Raw genomic sequence first — 15,175 nt, forward strand, 5'->3', positions numbered from 1 at the left:
AACGGGTGTTCGGCGGTGTCCTACTCTCCCACACCCTGTCGGGTGCAGTACCATCGGCGCTGGAGGGCTTAGCTTCCGGGTTCGGAATGGGACCGGGCGTTTCCCCTCCGCTATGGCCGCCGTAACTCTGTGAAACGACCCATACCCACTCGCTTCGCTCGTGAACGATCGAGTGAACGCTGCCCCCCCTTGTTCCGGGGGCTTCGCCTTCACTCGATTCACGAACAGCGTGTGAATCGGGTGTGTTGTTTCAGATACCGCACAGTGGACGCGTAGCTTCTTTGTGGTAAGTCCTCGGCCTATTAGTACCGGTCACCTGCATGCGTTACCGCACTTCCAGTTCCGGCCTATCAACCCGGTGGTCTGCCGGGGGCCTTACCCCCTCGAGGGGGTGAGAAACCTCATCTTGGAACAGGCTTCCCGCTTAGATGCTTTCAGCGGTTATCCCTTCCGAACGTAGCCAACCAGCCGTGCCCCTGGCGGGACAACTGGCACACCAGAGGTTCGTCCGTCCCGGTCCTCTCGTACTAGGGACAGCCTTCCTCAAGTTTCTAACGCGCGCGGCGGATAGAGACCGAACTGTCTCACGACGTTCTAAACCCAGCTCGCGTGCCGCTTTAATGGGCGAACAGCCCAACCCTTGGGACCTACTCCAGCCCCAGGATGCGACGAGCCGACATCGAGGTGCCAAACCATCCCGTCGATATGGACTCTTGGGGAAGATCAGCCTGTTATCCCCGGGGTACCTTTTATCCGTTGAGCGACACCGCTTCCACATGCCGGTGCCGGATCACTAGTCCCGACTTTCGTCCCTGCTCGACCTGTCGGTCTCACAGTCAAGCTCCCTTGTGCACTTGCACTCGACACCTGATTGCCAACCAGGCTGAGGGAACCTTTGGGCGCCTCCGTTACATTTTGGGAGGCAACCGCCCCAGTTAAACTACCCACCAGGCACTGTCCCTGAACCCGATCAGGGTCCGAGGTTAGAGGTCCAATACGATCAGAGTGGTATTTCAACAACGACTCCACCCACACTGGCGTGCGGGCTTCCCAGTCTCCCACCTATCCTACACAAACCGAACCGAACACCAATACCAAGCTGTAGTGAAGGTCCCGGGGTCTTTTCGTCCTGCCGCGCGTAACGAGCATCTTTACTCGTAGTGCAATTTCGCCGAGTCTGTGGTTGAGACAGCAGAGAAGTCGTTACGCCATTCGTGCAGGTCGGAACTTACCCGACAAGGAATTTCGCTACCTTAGGATGGTTATAGTTACCACCGCCGTTTACTGGGGCTTAAATTCTCAGCTTCGCGGAGTGAACTCCGCTGACCGGTCCTCTTAACCTTCCAGCACCGGGCAGGCGTCAGTCCGTATACCTCGTCTTACGACTTCGCACGGACCTGTGTTTTTAGTAAACAGTCGCTTCTCTCTGGTCTCTGCGACCACCCCCGGCTCACGGAGCAAGTCCGGTCACCGGGACTGGTCCCCCTTCTCCCGAAGTTACGGGGGCATTTTGCCGAGTTCCTTAACCACAGTTCTCTCGATCGCCTCGGTATTCTCTACCTGACCACCTGTGTCGGTTTGGGGTACGGGCCGTGTGAAAGCTCGCTAGAGGCTTTTCTCGGCAGCATAGGATCATGGAATTCGCCTCATTCGGCTACGCATCACCTCTCAGGCTGTGTGCGACACGGATTTGCCTGTGTCACGCCCTACGGGCTTACACCGGTACAACCACTGACCGGCCCCACTACCTTCCTGCGTCACCCCATCGCTTGGCTACTACCACCGAAGGTCCCGTGCAGCAGGCTCTCGGCTCCCGAAGGAACTCGATCACCCTTTGGACGGTTAGTACCGATGATTCACCAGGGGCGCGTTCACACGGGTACGGGAATATCAACCCGTTGTCCATCGACTACGCCTGTCGGCCTCGCCTTAGGTCCCGACTCACCCTGGGCGGATTAACCTGGCCCAGGAACCCTTGGTCATTCGGCGGACGAGTTTCTCACTCGTCTTTCGCTACTCATGCCTGCATTCTCACTCGCGCAGCCTCCACACCTGGATCACTCCGGCGCTTCCCCGGCTGCACGACGCTCCCCTACCCACCCGCACCACTGCCGGACGATCCGTGGACCCTCCGGGGTGTTGTGCGAGTGCCGCGGCTTCGGCGGTGTACTTGAGCCCCGCTACATTGTCGGCGCAGAACCACTTGACCAGTGAGCTATTACGCACTCTTTCAAGGGTGGCTGCTTCTAAGCCAACCTCCTGGTTGTCTCAGCGATCCCACATCCTTTTCCACTTAGTACACGCTTAGGGGCCTTAGCCGGCGATCTGGGCTGTTTCCCTCTCGACTACGAAGCTTATCCCCCGCAGTCTCACTGCCGCGCTCTCACTCACCGGCATTCGGAGTTTGGCTGATTTCGGTAAGCTTGTGGGCCCCCTAGACCATCCAGTAGCTCTACCTCCGGTGAGAAACACGCGACGCTGCACCTAAATGCATTTCGGGGAGAACCAGCTATCACGGAGTTTGATTGGCCTTTCACCCCTACCCACAGCTCATCCCCTCAGTTTTCAACCTAAGTGGGTTCGGGCCTCCACGACGTCTTACCGTCGCTTCACCCTGGCCATGGGTAGATCACTCCGCTTCGGGTCTAGAACATGCCACTACAGACGCCCTGTTCGGACTCGCTTTCGCTACGACTACCCCACACGGGTTAACCTCGCGACATGCCACTAACTCGCAGGCTCATTCTTCAAAAGGCACGCCGTCACCCCCAGCAGACCAAACTGCTCGAAGGCTCCGACGGATTGTAAGCGCACGGTTTCAGGTACTATTTCACTCCCCTCCCGGGGTACTTTTCACCTTTCCCTCACGGTACTAGTCCGCTATCGGTCACCAGGGAGTATTCAGGCTTATCGGGTGGTCCCGACGGATTCACAGCAGATTTCACGGGCCCGCTGCTACTCGGGTACCCTCCACGAGAGCCGGCATGTTTTCGTCTACGGGATTCTCACCCTCTACGACAGGCCGTTCCAGACCATTTCGACTAACACACCGGTTTCTTACTCTCGCCCACCATGACAGTGATGGGAAGAAGGGCCCCACGACCCCACGAGTGCAACGCCTGCCAGCTCTCACACACCCGCGGTTTAGCCTCTTCCGTTTTCGCTCGCCACTACTCACGGAATCACATGTTGTTTTCTCTTCCTGTGGGTACTGAGATGTTTCACTTCCCCACGTTCCCTCCACACGCCCTATATATTCAGGCGCGGGTAACACGACATCACTCGTGCTGGGTTTCCCCATTCGGAAATCCTCGGATCACAGCTCGGTTGACAGCTCCCCGAGGCATATCGCAGCCTCCCACGTCCTTCATCGGCTCCTGGTGCCAAGGCATCCACCGTACGCTCATAAACACTTACAACAAAGATGCTCGCGTCCACTGTGCAGTTCTCAAACAACACACAACACCCACTACTCACCCCACCGACCGGCGGAAGCTTTGATGAGCATCGTCGCTGACAAAACACTCGCGTGTTCTCTCAGGACCCAACAGTGCACCGATATAACCACCGCAGAAGGACACTCGGGTCCTTCCCGCGCGGTGATGACTGTCAGCGTTCCACCCATGAGCACCACCGGATTACGTGTGAATCCGAAATGGCTCTGCCTCGCTCCCCCGGCACCTGTGTGCTGGTCCGAGCAAGGAGTTGCTCCTTAGAAAGGAGGTGATCCAGCCGCACCTTCCGGTACGGCTACCTTGTTACGACTTCGTCCCAATCGCCGATCCCACCTTCGACGGCTCCCTCCCACGAGGGGTTAGGCCACCGGCTTCGGGTGTTACCGACTTTCATGACGTGACGGGCGGTGTGTACAAGGCCCGGGAACGTATTCACCGCAGCGTTGCTGATCTGCGATTACTAGCGACTCCGACTTCACGGGGTCGAGTTGCAGACCCCGATCCGAACTGAGACCGGCTTTAAGGGATTCGCTCCACCTCGCGGTATCGCAGCCCTCTGTACCGGCCATTGTAGCATGTGTGAAGCCCTGGACATAAGGGGCATGATGACTTGACGTCGTCCCCACCTTCCTCCGAGTTGACCCCGGCAGTCTCCTGCGAGTCCCCAACTTTACTTGCTGGCAACACAGGACAAGGGTTGCGCTCGTTGCGGGACTTAACCCAACATCTCACGACACGAGCTGACGACAGCCATGCACCACCTGTACACCGACCACAAGGGAAACCCCATCTCTGGGGCGGTCCGGTGTATGTCAAACCCAGGTAAGGTTCTTCGCGTTGCATCGAATTAATCCACATGCTCCGCCGCTTGTGCGGGCCCCCGTCAATTCCTTTGAGTTTTAGCCTTGCGGCCGTACTCCCCAGGCGGGGCGCTTAATGCGTTAGCTACGGCACGGATCCCGTGGAAGGAAACCCACACCTAGCGCCCACCGTTTACGGCGTGGACTACCAGGGTATCTAATCCTGTTCGCTACCCACGCTTTCGCTCCTCAGCGTCAGTTACTGCCCAGAGACCCGCCTTCGCCACCGGTGTTCCTCCTGATATCTGCGCATTTCACCGCTACACCAGGAATTCCAGTCTCCCCTGCAGTACTCAAGTCTGCCCGTATCGCCTGCAAGCCCGCAGTTGAGCTGCGGGTTTTCACAGACGACGCGACAAACCGCCTACGAGCTCTTTACGCCCAGTAATTCCGGACAACGCTCGCACCCTACGTATTACCGCGGCTGCTGGCACGTAGTTGGCCGGTGCTTCTTCTGTACCTACCGTCACTCGCGCTTCGTCGGTACTGAAAGAGGTTTACAACCCGAAGGCCGTCATCCCTCACGCGGCGTCGCTGCATCAGGCTTGCGCCCATTGTGCAATATTCCCCACTGCTGCCTCCCGTAGGAGTCTGGGCCGTGTCTCAGTCCCAGTGTGGCCGGTCGCCCTCTCAGGCCGGCTACCCGTCGTCGCCTTGGTGGGCCGTTACCCCACCAACAAGCTGATAGGCCGCGGGCCCATCCTGCACCGGAAAACCTTTCCACCCCGGAACATGCATCCCGAGGTCCTATCCGGTATTAGACCCAGTTTCCCAGGCTTATCCCGAAGTGCAGGGCAGATCACCCACGTGTTACTCACCCGTTCGCCACTAATCCACCCAGCAAGCTGGGCTTCATCGTTCGACTTGCATGTGTTAAGCACGCCGCCAGCGTTCGTCCTGAGCCAGGATCAAACTCTCCGTTGAAGACTCACAATCAAACCCCGAAGGGCCGATCAGTCATAGACATCGAGCCAAATCACCAGCAAAAAACTCAAACCAGCAAAAACACTGACCACCACAGACGGAAGAATGCGGCAGCCAGCAACGATCATCTCACGACACCTCATCGGCTTGACACCATGGTCGGCGTCTGATCTGATCGCACCAAACAAAATATTTGGCACTGACATTCATCGGCACACTGTTGAGTTCTCAAAGAACACGCGCACACCATCGCTCCGCACTTTTCAGTGCTTCACTCCGGGGCAACCGTTCCAGCCTAACATCGGGGGCTTTCGGAATCAAAATCCGCGGCCGATCCGATCTCAGGAGCGATTGGAAACCTTACCAGAAGGTTTTCAATCGGGTTAATCAGGCGCCTGCGTCCAACCTCGTTTTCCCGGGCCCCTGCGGGCCGGGTCGGTGTCCGTGTCGCTCTGACCTGGAATAAGTTACGTGATCCTTCGACCCCGCGCCAAATCGCCAGGTCAGGACGGGTGTTTGCCCGCGAGGACGGCTGTTTCCGCGACGCGGAACCATCCCCTGTGCCACTGCGTCTCACCTTCCGAGGCGTCCGCCTCGTGGCAGTCCCCGCGCGGACCGTAGCCGGCGTGCGCACTGCGTGGCACCGTCGTTGTCGTTCCGCGGCGCGCGTCCCCGATCACGTCAGGCATAGGAGACCCATGAGGGGCTTTCCCGCAGAGATCGTCCCGCCGGGCCGGGCGGACGGACCCGGCTCGGGGTCCCCCGCGGCAGCGACGTGCGCGGCGGCCTGCCAGGACTACCTCGCCGCGCTCGACGAGCTCCTCCTCGGCATCGGCGACCGCGAGGCCGGCGACTGTGCGGGTGACGTCGCACCGAGCGTGGCCCGCCGGATCGAGGCCGTGGTCCGGATGAAGGCCGTCTTCGAGTCGATCGCGTCCCCCGAGGCACACGCCTCGCTCTTTCGGCGGACGTGATCATTGCATCTCGCGTCGCGGCACGGGCCGCCCGAATTCTCGAGTAACGTGCTCCGTGAGCAAAGCGAGAAAGGGTGCCGTGACGTCGACCGGGAACATGGTGGGTTTGTTCGCCGGTATCGGCGGACTCGAGCTCGGCCTGGCCGAGCACGGCTGGCGCACCGAACTGCTCTGCGAGATCGACGCCGGAGCCCAGGCCGTGCTCCGCGCCCGCTTCGCCGATGTACCTCTGCACACCGACGTCACCCGCCTCCGTTCCCTGCCCCAGGCAACCGAGGTCGTCACCGCGGGCTTTCCGTGCCAGGACCTGTCGCAGGCCGGCAGGACCGCCGGCATCACCGGCTCCCGGTCGGGCCTCGTCGACGAGGTGTTCCGGTTGGTGCGGCGCAAGCAGGGCCCGCGATGGCTGCTCATCGAGAACGTCCCCTTCATGCTGCAACTCGGACGCGGCGCCGCGATGCGTCACATCACCGATGCGCTCGAGGATCTCGGGTACGCGTGGGCGTACCGGGTCGTCGATGCCCGCGCGTTCGGACTCCCGCAGCGCCGGCAGCGGGTGCTCATGCTCGCCTCGCGCACCGACGACCCCCGGACGGTGTTGTTCGGCGAGGACGCCGGCGCCCCGGCGGAAGGCGATCCCGGCACCCACCCGTGCGGGTTCTACTGGACCGAAGGCGTGCGCGGTCTCGGCTGGGCGGTAAACGCCGTGCCCACGCTCAAGGGCGGCTCCACGGTGGGCATCGCGAGTCCGCCGGCAGTGCGGCTGCCGTCGGGCGAGATCGTCACTCCCGGTCTGATCGACGCCGAACGGCTGCAGGGCTTCGACCCCGACTGGACCGCACCCGCCATCCAGGCGCCCGGTGTGCGGACCGGGCATCGGTGGCGACTCGTCGGCAACGCAGTGAGCGTGCGCATGGCCGCGTGGGTCGGTGGACGGCTCGGGCGGCCGATCGACTACTCCCCCGACCACGAGACCCCGCTGCGGCCCGGCGACCCCTGGCCGAGTGCCGCCTGGGGCGCGCGGCGGCGGGCTTTCCGGGTGTACGAGTCGCACTGGCCGGTGCAGGAACCGTACGAGGATCTCGCCGGATTCCTGGAGGACGCGCGCCTGCTGTCGGCGCGGGCCACCGCCGGTTTCCTGCGGCGGGCCCGGTCCGGGAACCTGAGATTCGTGCCCGGCTTCCTCGACGACGTCGAATCCCACCTGGACCGCATGGGCGGCTTCCCCGAGGCCGCGGCCTGAGGACGGAGCCGACCGCCGTGCCCTCCACCGATCCGCAGACCAGCGCCCGGATGAGCCGGCAGCGGCGCAGGGACACCGTCCCCGAGGTGGCCCTGCGCCGGGAGTTGCATCGTCGCGGGGTGCGCTACTTCGTCGATCGTGCTCCCCTGCCGGGGATCCGTCGTCGCGCCGACCTGGTGTTCCCGCGCCGCCGCGTTGCGGTGTATGTCGACGGGTGCTTCTGGCATCGTTGCCCGCAGCACGCCACCGATCCGAAGAACAACGCCGAGTGGTGGGCCGCCAAGCTCGCCGGGAACGTGGCCCGGGACCGGGACACCGACGCGGCGCTCGCCGCGGCCGGATGGACGGTGGTGCGGATCTGGGAGCACGAGGACCCCGCGGAGGCCGCGGATCGGGTGCAGGCCGCATTGTTCGCGGCGGGACCGGGTACTGCCGATTCCTGACCGGCGAAGGAGGAAGCGGTGCAACCGGCGATCGCGCTCGTTCTCGGAGCGGTCATCGGGGTCCTGCTCGGCCTCCTCGGGGGCGGCGGATCCATCCTGGCGGTCCCCGCCCTGGTGTACGGCCTCGGACTCGACTTCCGCCAGGCCATCCCGATCTCGCTGATCGTCGTCGGGGCCGCAGCCCTGTCCGGGGCGATCCCCAAGGCTCGGGCCGGGCAGGTCGACTGGCGGCTGGCCGCGGTGTTCGCCGCGGCCGGCATCCCCGCGACGTTCGCCGGCACGGCTGTGGGCACGCTGCTGCCGCAACCGGTGCTGCTGGTGGGCTTCGCCGTCGTGATGGTGGTCGCGGGGATCCGGATGCTGCGCGAGAGCGACGACGCCGGGACCGCGTGCAAGACCGGCGACTTCGGCATCGACTGGAAGCGATGCGCGCCGAGGGCGATCCCGGCCGGCCTGGGGGTGGGCTTCTTGACCGGCCTGTTCGGCGTCGGCGGCGGCTTCCTGATCATCCCCGCGCTGGTGATGCTCCTCGGATTGGAGATGGGCGTCGCCGTCGGGACCTCCCTCGTCGTCATCGTCGCCAACTCGGCGGCCGGGCTGATCGCGCATCTCGGGGACGCCGACATCGACTGGTCGATCACGGCGGCGTTCGCCGGGGCCGCGGTCGTCGCGTCGCTTGTCGCCGGTCACCTCGGCACGCGCATGGAAACCGGACGGCTGCGGCGGTGGTTCGCCTATCTCGTCTTCCTCGTGGCCGCGTACGTGCTGGTGGACACACTGTTCCTGCGCTGAGCCGAAACTCTTCCCGCACTCCACGCATTCTTTGTACGCCCCGGGGTATCCGGGGGCATAGTGGAAGTACCGTGGAAAGGCATCGACATGGACGTATCGATCATCGAAACCTCGAGCCTCGGCGATCGCAGCTATCTCGTCACCGAGGCGGACGTCGCCGTCGTCGTGGATCCACAGCGGGACATCGATCGAGTGCTCGCGCTCGCCAACGACCGCGGAGCGCGCATCACCCATGTCCTCGAGACCCACATCCACAACGACTACGTCACCGGTGGGCTGGAACTGTCCCGCGCCGTCGAGGCCGAGTACATCGTTCCAGCCGGCGACGACGTGGACTACGAGCGACGTGCCGTCCACGACGGCGACCTGATCGACGCCGGTCCCATCCGGCTGCGGGTGATGCACACCCCCGGGCACACCCACCACCACGTCAGCTATGTGCTGCTCGACGCGACCGGCGGCACGCACGGGATCTTCACCGGCGGGTCGATGCTGTACGGCTCGACCGGCCGCACCGATCTCGTCGGCCCGCAGTACACCGAGGAACTGACCCACGCACAGTTCCGCTCCGTGCGACGGATCGCCGACGAAGTGCCGGCCGACACTCCGGTGTATCCCACCCACGGCTTCGGCAGCTTCTGCTCGGCGACCCCCACCAGCGGCGACTCGTCCACCGTCGGGCAGCAACGCGACGTCAACCCGGCGCTGACCCGCGACGAGCAGGCCTACGTCGACGAGCTCATCGCCGGACTCAATACCTACCCCGCGTACTACGCCCACATGGGCGTCATCAACAGGGCGGGTCCGTCGCCGCTCGACCTGTCTGCGCCGGAGCCGGTCGACCCGGCCGAGCTGCGCCGGCGCATCGACGCCGGTGAGTGGGTCGTCGATCTGCGCGAGCGCACCGCCTTCGCCGCGGGACACCTGGGCGGCACACTCGGCTTCGAGCTGTCCACCTCCTTCGTCACCTACCTGGGGTGGCTCTACAAGTGGGGTGCGCCACTGACCCTCATCGGCGAGAGCGACGAGCAGATCGCCGACGCCAAGCGCGAACTGGTCCGCATCGGCGTCGACGAACTCGCCGGAGCGGCCGTCGGCGAGATCCACACCCTGGTCAACGGACACGAACTTCGGTCGTACCGCGTCTCGGACTTCGCGGAGCTGACCCGGGAGATCGACAGCGAGCAGGTCCGGGTCCTCGACGTGCGCCAGAAGGACGAGTACGAGGACGGCCACGTGCGCGGAGCGGTCAACATCCCGCTGCACGACCTCGCCGAGCGGCTCGACGAGGTACCCCGCGGGGAGGTGTGGGTGCACTGCGGCTCCGGCTACCGGGCATCCGTCGCCGCGTCCATGATCGACCGGATCGACCGCACCGTCGTCCTCGTCAACGACGACTTCGAGAAGGCCTACGACCACGGTCTGATCGGGACGTCGTAGGTCCTGCCCCGTCGTCGGGGCCGGGGGGCCGCCACGACGCGAGAGCCCCTCACCACAATGGGTGAGGGGCTCTTCGTTGTGCGCCCGAAGGGATTCGAACCCCTAACCTTCTGATCCGTAGTCAGATGCTCTATCCGTTGAGCTACGGGCGCAGTGCGTGTATGTAGTTGTTTCTGGTATGCAGTTGTTTTTCATATTCAGTTGTCGCCGGCGACGCTGCACCGACGTGGCGGAGGCGAGAGGATTTGAACCTCCGGTCCCCCGTAAAGGGGACAACTCATTAGCAGTGAGTCCCATTCGGCCGCTCTGGCACGCCTCCCTGGGGGGTTTCGATTCTCTCGAACCGCCGGGACGAAAGATTACACACGTTCGGACGGCAAACGCAAAACGCCTGGTCAGCGCAGGTGCGCGTCGAACCAGTCGAAGATCCGGCGCCGTGCGTCGATGATCGCCGCCTCGGCCGGGTCGGTGTCCGGATCGGCGGTGTCGTGCTCGACCGGCGGCTCGTCGGGGCGATGCGCCAGGCCGGGGTAACCGATGACCAGGGTCGGTGCGTCGGCCTGTCCGGCAGCCTCGCGCAGCTGCTCGACGTCGCCGGTCGGGGTGGTCGGGTCGTCCTCGCCGTACAGACCGAGCCACGGCGCCTGCAGGTTGCGCACGGCCTCGACGAGTGCGGGAACGTCGGGCCGCAACGGCTGCACGATGCCGTGCGCCGCGACGGTGACCGCGGCACCCACCCGCCGATTGGCGGCGACGATGAGCGCCGCCGTCCCGGCGTCGTCGAACCCGATCACGCCGACCGCGTCCGGGTAGACCCCACTGCGTACCAGCCAGTCCATCGCGGCATCGACGTCGTCGAACAGGTTCTGCCCGAACACCTCGTCGTCCTCGGTGAACTCGCGGTGGAACAGATTCGGAGCCACGACCAGCCAGCCCTCGGCAGCCAGAACCTCCATGAACGCCAGCAGGACCGGCGGAAACACACGGGATTCGTGCAGCACGACGATGCCACCGCGGATGGCACCCTCCGGCCGAAACACGGTCAGCGGTACCTGCCCCGACCCGTCCGGCAACCGGGCCGCGGCAGTGTGGATTCCCGACATACCGTCCACGATGACACGACCCACCACGACCGTGCACGCAATCGCCGGGCGCATAATCGGCTGGTGACCCCACGGACCCGCCCCGACCTCACCTCGATCCCGTCCTATGTGCCCGGCCGCAGTTTCCCGGGCGCGATCAAGCTCGCCAGCAACGAGACCACCGTCGGTCCCCTGCCCAGCGTGCGCGACGCGATCGCCGAGGCGGCGTACACGGTCCACCGGTATCCGGACAACATGGCGGCCGTGCTCATCGGCGCGCTGGCCGGGCGGCTGGGGGTGAAGCCGGAGAACATCGCCGTGGGCAACGGCTCGGTGAGCCTGTGCCAGGAACTGGTGCTCTCGACCTGCAACGACGGCGACGAGGTCGTGTTCTCCTGGCGGTCGTTCGAGGCGTACCCGGTGGTGACGGCGGTGGCCGGCGCGAAGTCGGTGCCGGTGCCCAACACCCCGGAGCACGGCCACGACCTCGACGCGATGCTCGCCGCGATCACCGACCGCACCCGGGTGGTGTTCGTCTGCAACCCCAACAACCCGACCGGGGCGCTGCTGGGCAGAGCGGAGCTGGAACGGTTCCTCGACGCGGTGCCGCCGCAGGTGCTCGTCGCGCTCGACGAGGCCTACTTCGAATACGCCCGCCCGAAGCCCGGCGAGGAGCAGGCGGACGGGATCGCGCTCGCCGCCGGCCGGCCGAACGTCGTGGTGCTGCGGACCTTCTCGAAGGCCTACGGCCTGGCCGGCCTGCGGGTCGGCTATCTCGTCGGCGACCCGTCGGTGATCAAGGTCCTGAACAAGGTGCACACCCCGTTCAGCGTCAGCTCGCTCGCACAGCAGGCGGCCATCGCGTCCCTGGCGGCGGCCGACGAACTGCTCGAGCGCACCGACAGCGTGCTCGCCGAGCGCGACCGGGTGCGGACGGCGCTCGTGGACGCCGGCTATCCCGTGCCGGAGAGCTACGCCAACTTCGTGTGGTTGCCGCTCGGTGACCGGTCGGCGGCGTTCTCCGAGGCGTGCGCGGAGGCCGGTGTGCTGGTGCGCCAGTACGCGGACGACGGGGTGCGGGTGACCATCGGCGATCCGCACGAGAACGACGCGTTCCTCGCATTTGCGACCGGCAAGGGCGTCGAGATCGCGGAAATCTCGAAGCCCTGACCTGCGCAGGAACGCCTACGAGACCCAACCGTTATCGCCGGGTGGCGATCGCGTGACCATCCGTTGGCACACTCGTCCGGTCGGCTACGGAAGTTGGAGTGTGCGGATGGGTTCAGGCGTGGCACGCCGGTGGACCCTGTCCGCGGCCCTGCTGACCGGCGCGCTGTGGACGTCGCTCGCCGTGGCCCCCGCGACCGCGATCCCCCCGGACGCCCTGCCGCTGCGGCTCATCGCCTTCCGCGACCTGCACGGCAGCCTCCTCCCGCCCCAGGGCCCCCGCAGCGACGTCGTCCGCTCCGACGGCGCATCCGTTCCGGCGGGCGGCGCCGCATATCTCGCCGCCTACGTCCGGCAGCTGCGCTCGCAGGCGGACAACTCGGTGCTCTACTCCGTCGGCGACACCTGGGGCTCGTCCCCGATCGAGTCGGCGATGTTCCACGACGAACCCACCGTCGACCTGCTCAACGGCCTCGACGTGACCGCGGCCGCCCTCGGCAACCACGAGTTCGACAACGGCTACGCCGAGTTGCAGCGCCTGCGCGACGGCGGCTGCCACCCGGAGGGCTGCCGGTACGACGAGGAGTACGCCGGAGCCACCTTCCCGCTGATCGCGGCGAACGTCGCCGACGCCGACGGCAGCCCCGCGGCCCTGCCGTTCACCGTGGACTACGTCGACGGTGTGCCGGTCGGCGTCATCGGCATCGCCCCCCACGACACGCCGCAGGTGGTGCGCGGCGACGACATCGCCGGCCTGCAGTTCACCGACGAGATCACGGCCGTCGACCGCACCGCCGACGCGCTCGATGCCCTCGGCATCCGCTCGATCGTCCTACTCTACAAGGGCGCGTTGACGCCGCCCGCCGGGACCGACCCGTGCGACGCCACCGCCGGGCCCGCGCGCAGCCTCGCCACCCAGGTGTCGCCGAAGGTGGATGTCATCGTCACCGCGGACGGCGACGACAGTTTCAACTGCAGCTACCCCGACCCGGCGGGCAGTCCCCGGACCGTGCTGCAGGGCGCCTCGCACGGGCGCATCATCTCGGTCGCGGACCTGACGATCGACCGGGAGAGCCGCGACGTGCTGCGCGACCGCACCCACGCGTTCAATCAGATCGTGACGCACGACATCGCCCCCGACCCGCGCACGCAGCAGTTCGTGGACCGGGCCGTCGACGAGTCGCGCGACGTCGCCGAACGCGTCGTCGGCCGCATCGCCGCCGACCTGACCCGCGATACCGCGCCCAGCGGCGAGTCGGCCCTCGGCAACCTCGTCGCGGACGCGCAGCTGGCGGCCGCCGAACCCGCCGGGGCGCAGCTCGCGCTCACGAATCCCGGTGGAGTGCGCGCCGACCTGCTGCATTCCGGTGACGGGGTCGTCACCTACGGCGACGCCTACGCAGCCCAGCCGTTCGGGAACCGGCTGCAGGTGCTCGAGCTCACCGGTGCGGAACTGGTCGGGATCCTCGAGCAGCAGTTCCAGCAGGACGGAACCGGCGCGGGCCGCGAACGGATCCTCGCGCCGTCGCACACCCTGCGCTACGTCCTCGACCGGGCCGCGGCGCCCGGCAGCCGGATCCGGGATGTCACGATCGCCGATCGGCCGCTCGATGCGGCCGCGGCCTACCGGGTGGTCGTCAACGGGTTCCTCGCCGAGGGCGGCGACGGATTCACCGGGTTCACACAGGCGCGACGGGCGACGGGGGCGGGTGCCGAGCTCGACGCCCTGAACGACTACCTGGCACAGCACGCGCCCGTCCCGCCGCCGGCCACCGACCGCATCGCGCTGCCCTGACGGAACCGCTCAGCCGAGACCGAGGGCGCGTTCGAGCGTCGGCCAGGCGGTGCGCAGGTCGTCCTGCCAGTAGGGCCACGAATGCGTGCCGTACGGGCGGTAGACGATGGTGGCGGGGATTCTCAGCTCCCGCAGCCGCCGGTCGAAGCCGATCGTGCACACGAAGGCGCCGACCTCGAGCGGTCCGCCCACGTCGAGAGCCTCCGCGTCGGGGCCGACGTCGTACGGGCCGGGCAGGCCGTTACCGGTGCTGATGAAGATCTCCTTGCCGCGCAGCCGCTCGGCCAGGGCGTACGGGTCGTGTGCCGCCCACGCCGGATCCCCCGGTGCACCCCACATGTTGTCCGGATTGCCGCCCTTGTAGGCGACGGTCCCGCGCACCGCGTCCTGCGCGGACGCCTTCGACGTGTCCAGGCAGCCGCTCAGCGCGGCCACGCCCCGGTACAGGTCCGGATTCCGGGCGATCAGGCTCGCCGCCCCCGTCGCGCCCATCGACAGTCCGCCGATGGCGTTCACTCCGTTGCCCGCGAAGCGGGCGTCGATCAGCGGCGGCAGTTCCTTCGTCAGGAAGGTCTCCCACGCGTTCACGCCCAGAACGGGGTCCGGCGCGAGCCAGTCCGTGTAGTAGCTGGCGGTACCGCCGATCGGCAGCACCACGTTCACGTTCTTGTCGGCGACGAAGTCGACGAGGTCCGTGCGCTGCGTCCACGTGCTCTCGCGGTAGTCCGACTCGGCGCCGGCGCTGACGCCGTCGAGCAGGTAGAGGGACGGGCGCGGCCCGTCCCCGGCGGGGTGCAGGACCTGCACCTGGACGACCCGCTGCATCGACGGCGAGGACACGAACACCGCCGAGCGTCGAGCGGTGAGGGACTCCACCCGATCCACCCGCGCGGATGCCGCCGGCTCGGCGGACACGACGGACGTCACGGACAGTGGCAAAACGAACGCCGCGACGAGCGTCGCGACCACAGCTCTGAGCATCAACTTCCTTCGTCCCCCG

At 65.9% G+C, this 15,175-nt stretch carries 9 protein-coding genes, 2 tRNA genes and 3 rRNA genes; 7 read left to right on the top strand and 7 right to left on the bottom strand.

Features of this window, described 5'->3' with window-relative positions; all coding sequences use genetic code 11:
- Positions 1-7: 7 nt before the first annotated feature.
- The 3 genes from rrf to AIIKEEIJ_RS24450 all read right to left on the bottom strand — a co-directional run bounded on the left by rrf (position 8) and on the right by AIIKEEIJ_RS24450 (position 5,239).
- A 5S ribosomal RNA gene (gene rrf, locus AIIKEEIJ_RS24440) occupies positions 8-124 on the bottom strand.
- A 158-nt stretch (positions 125-282) separates the two neighbouring features.
- Positions 283-3,419, bottom strand: a 23S ribosomal RNA gene (locus AIIKEEIJ_RS24445).
- 297 nt (positions 3,420-3,716) lie between these two features.
- Positions 3,717-5,239 (bottom strand): 16S ribosomal RNA (locus tag AIIKEEIJ_RS24450).
- Together the 16S, 23S and 5S rRNA genes form the textbook arrangement of a ribosomal RNA operon.
- Before the next feature lie 698 nt (positions 5,240-5,937).
- Here AIIKEEIJ_RS24450 and AIIKEEIJ_RS24455 point away from each other — a divergent pair.
- The 5 genes from AIIKEEIJ_RS24455 to AIIKEEIJ_RS24475 all read left to right on the top strand — a co-directional run bounded on the left by AIIKEEIJ_RS24455 (position 5,938) and on the right by AIIKEEIJ_RS24475 (position 10,131).
- Complete coding sequence (locus AIIKEEIJ_RS24455; protein ID WP_161996764.1) at positions 5,938-6,213, top strand: hypothetical protein; 276 nt, start codon at positions 5,938-5,940, stop codon at positions 6,211-6,213.
- A 97-nt stretch (positions 6,214-6,310) separates the two neighbouring features.
- Positions 6,311-7,456 (top strand): DNA (cytosine-5-)-methyltransferase, encoded by a 1,146-nt coding sequence (locus AIIKEEIJ_RS24460; protein WP_161996770.1) that lies wholly within the window; start codon positions 6,311-6,313, stop codon positions 7,454-7,456.
- Positions 7,457-7,473: 17 nt separating this feature from the next.
- Positions 7,474-7,899 carry a very short patch repair endonuclease gene (locus tag AIIKEEIJ_RS24465; protein WP_029547054.1) on the top strand — a complete coding sequence of 142 codons (426 nt, stop codon included), beginning with the start codon at positions 7,474-7,476 and terminating at the stop codon, positions 7,897-7,899.
- An 18-nt stretch (positions 7,900-7,917) separates the two neighbouring features.
- The gene (locus AIIKEEIJ_RS24470; RefSeq protein ID WP_161996765.1) at positions 7,918-8,691 is read left to right on the top strand and encodes a TSUP family transporter; all 774 of its coding nucleotides are present in this window, start codon (positions 7,918-7,920) and stop codon (positions 8,689-8,691) included.
- A gap of 87 nt (positions 8,692-8,778) precedes the next feature.
- Positions 8,779-10,131 (top strand): MBL fold metallo-hydrolase, encoded by a 1,353-nt coding sequence (locus AIIKEEIJ_RS24475; RefSeq protein WP_072633988.1) that lies wholly within the window; start codon positions 8,779-8,781, stop codon positions 10,129-10,131.
- Positions 10,132-10,210: 79 nt separating this feature from the next.
- Here AIIKEEIJ_RS24475 and AIIKEEIJ_RS24480 read toward each other — a convergent pair.
- From AIIKEEIJ_RS24480 to AIIKEEIJ_RS24490, 3 genes are all read right to left on the bottom strand, one after another.
- Positions 10,211-10,283: transfer RNA gene (locus AIIKEEIJ_RS24480), tRNA-Arg, on the bottom strand.
- A gap of 75 nt (positions 10,284-10,358) precedes the next feature.
- Positions 10,359-10,450 (bottom strand) — tRNA-Ser (locus tag AIIKEEIJ_RS24485).
- Positions 10,451-10,526: 76 nt separating this feature from the next.
- Positions 10,527-11,234, bottom strand: a complete 708-nt coding sequence (locus tag AIIKEEIJ_RS24490) for a dienelactone hydrolase family protein (protein WP_065923566.1) — start codon at positions 11,232-11,234, stop codon at positions 10,527-10,529.
- Positions 11,235-11,297: 63 nt separating this feature from the next.
- Here AIIKEEIJ_RS24490 and hisC point away from each other — a divergent pair, with 63 nt between their 5' ends.
- The gene (gene hisC / locus AIIKEEIJ_RS24495) at positions 11,298-12,383 is read left to right on the top strand and encodes a histidinol-phosphate transaminase (RefSeq protein WP_029547050.1); all 1,086 of its coding nucleotides are present in this window, start codon (positions 11,298-11,300) and stop codon (positions 12,381-12,383) included.
- Positions 12,384-12,489: 106 nt separating this feature from the next.
- Positions 12,490-14,175, top strand: coding sequence for a 5'-nucleotidase C-terminal domain-containing protein (locus AIIKEEIJ_RS24500; RefSeq protein ID WP_202917550.1), 1,686 nt, complete (start codon positions 12,490-12,492; stop codon positions 14,173-14,175).
- Positions 14,176-14,184: 9 nt separating this feature from the next.
- Here AIIKEEIJ_RS24500 and AIIKEEIJ_RS24505 read toward each other — a convergent pair whose 3' ends face one another.
- Positions 14,185-15,156 (bottom strand): alpha/beta hydrolase, encoded by a 972-nt coding sequence (locus AIIKEEIJ_RS24505; RefSeq protein WP_029547048.1) that lies wholly within the window; start codon positions 15,154-15,156, stop codon positions 14,185-14,187.
- Positions 15,157-15,175: the final 19 nt, after the last annotated feature.

It is taken from the genome of Rhodococcus sp. YH1, assembly GCF_009939605.1.
In the GTDB taxonomy this organism is placed as follows: domain Bacteria; phylum Actinomycetota; class Actinomycetes; order Mycobacteriales; family Mycobacteriaceae; genus Rhodococcus; species Rhodococcus aetherivorans.